Below are 2,050 nucleotides of genomic sequence, written 5' to 3'. Positions count from 1 at the left end.
TTTATTGAAGCCATAAACGCCTCAATAGTTGTTTGAACTGCAGCTTTTTCTACTCCTGTCTTACCCGCAATTTGTGTAACAATTTCTGCTTTTGTCATAATAGTTCTCTTCTTATATAATTGAAATTAATTAGCTCTTGATCAGTGAGTAGCAGTCCTATACACCCGCTCCTCCAATCGGCGGCAAAGATATATTATAATCCCTAATTGCAAAGTATTATATATTAATTTTGAATTGATTTAGCACACACTTACATATATCTATATCAATTAAATGGATTTTAGTAGAAAAATAAGAATCTGGTACAAGGAAAACAGAAGACATCTACCATGGAGAGAAACCATTAATCCTTATAAAATATGGTTGTCCGAAATCATTCTTCAGCAGACGAAAGTAAATCAAGGCTTATCCTACTATTTGAAATTCGTTGAGGAATTTCCAACAATAACGCATCTAGCTAACGCTTCTGAAGAAAAAATACTTAAAACATGGCAGGGATTAGGATACTATTCCAGAGCTCGGAATCTGCATCTTACGGCTAAGCACATACAAAGCTCATTAGACGGCACATTTCCTACTACATATGACAAAATAATTAAACTTAAGGGGGTCGGTGAGTATACCGCTGCTGCTATTGCTTCCTTCTGTTTCAAAGAACCAAAGGCTGTTGTTGACGGTAATGTTTATCGCGTACTTGCCCGGGTTTTCAATATCAACCTCCCTATAGACAGTTCTGAAGGAAAAAAACATTTCAAGGAATTGGCTTCTCAATTACTTGAGCCAAATGAACCAGACATGCATAATCAAGCAATAATGGAATTTGGAGCTCTCTGCTGCACACCCAAAAAGCCAATGTGTTTAAATTGCATATTTGAAGACACATGCTTAGCCAAGAGTCAAGGCTCTATTACTATCAGGCCAGTTAAGAAAATGAAACCAAAGACGAAATCAAGATATTTTAACTATCTAGTAATTTCTTCTCATGATCAGATCTTAGTTAACAAGAGAGAGGACAATGATATTTGGAAAAACTTGTTTGAATTTCCATTATTTGAGAGCATATCAGAAATAGAATTACACAACCTAGAACAAAGTGAACTTTGGAATACCCTTTTATCTCAAGAGAAAAAACTCACCGTAAACCAAATAAGATTGAAAAAACATATTTTATCTCATCAGGTTATTTACTCCACCTTCTGGGAAATAACTATTCAGACTATTGACAACAAATCGAAATACAAAACTGTAAAATTGTCTGATTTCCAGGAACTTCCAATACCAAAACTTATTGATAATTATTTTTCAAACCGCAAACTAACCTTTGCTAAAGAATAGCTTAATCGTTAGATTTGGGAATAATCTATAAAACACACCATGGCTGGGATTAACAAGGTAATATTAGTGGGTAATCTAGGAAAAGACCCTGAAACAAGATATTTAGAAAGCGGAGTTGCTGTAACTAGTTTCTCACTCGCAACCACAGAATCATATAAAGACAAATCCGGAAATAGAGTCGACCAAACCGAATGGCACAATATTGTTCTATGGAGAGGATTGGCCGAAGTTGCAGAGAAATATTTAAAAAAAGGCTCTCAAGTATATGTAGAAGGGAAAATAAGAACTCGGGCTTGGGACGATAAAGAAGGGAACAAAAGATATACTACAGAAATTATTGGAGACAACATGACAATGCTTGGTGGTAAAAAAGAAGGTGATAATAGTAGTGTACAAAATACCCCTCCTACTAACAGTCAACCGGTAGCATCTACTCCTGAAGTTTTATCCGACACGGATGACTTGCCATTTTAATTGTTATTGATTGAAACAATTTAATTTAATTATTTATCATATAAGAAAAATAGATAATGCTTACTAGTATAGCATTAATTCTTATTCTTCTCATTTGCTCTGCATTGATCTCTAGTGCAGAAATAGCGTATTTTTCATTATCGGCTTCTGACATGAAAACGCTGGATGATTCGAAAAGCAAAATGCAACAAATCGTTCTTCAACTTATAATAACCCCTAAAAAATTACTGGCTACTATTTT

General features: G+C 34.5%; 4 protein-coding genes. 3 read left to right on the top strand and 1 reads right to left on the bottom strand.

The window, feature by feature from the left end:
• The coding region (locus tag HRT72_02680) for an HU family DNA-binding protein (protein ID NQY66616.1) at positions 1-98 on the bottom strand (98 nt) is incomplete at its 3' end.
• Positions 99-273: 175 nt separating this feature from the next.
• Between HRT72_02680 and mutY the strand changes: the two genes are divergently transcribed.
• From mutY to HRT72_02665, 3 genes are all read left to right on the top strand, one after another.
• The gene (gene mutY / locus HRT72_02675) at positions 274-1,335 is read left to right on the top strand and encodes an A/G-specific adenine glycosylase (GenBank protein ID NQY66615.1); all 1,062 of its coding nucleotides are present in this window, start codon (positions 274-276) and stop codon (positions 1,333-1,335) included.
• Positions 1,336-1,374: 39 nt separating this feature from the next.
• Positions 1,375-1,809: a single-stranded DNA-binding protein gene (locus HRT72_02670; GenBank protein NQY66614.1), complete on the top strand. Its 435-nt coding sequence runs from the start codon at positions 1,375-1,377 to the stop codon at positions 1,807-1,809.
• Positions 1,810-1,865: 56 nt separating this feature from the next.
• Positions 1,866-2,050: DUF21 domain-containing protein (locus HRT72_02665; GenBank protein NQY66613.1), on the top strand; the 185-nt coding region annotated here is incomplete at its 3' end.

Source organism: Flavobacteriales bacterium, assembly GCA_013214975.1.
Classification (GTDB): domain Bacteria; phylum Bacteroidota; class Bacteroidia; order DT-38; family DT-38; genus DT-38.
This window is presented reverse-complemented; position numbering and strand designations above follow the sequence as displayed.

Coding starts and splice junctions, on each gene's coding strand:
- mutY (NQY66615.1), top strand. CDS start 274: ATGGATTTTAGTAGAAAAATAAGAATCTGGTACAAGGAAAACAGAAGA.
- HRT72_02670 (NQY66614.1), top strand. CDS start 1,375: ATGGCTGGGATTAACAAGGTAATATTAGTGGGTAATCTAGGAAAAGAC.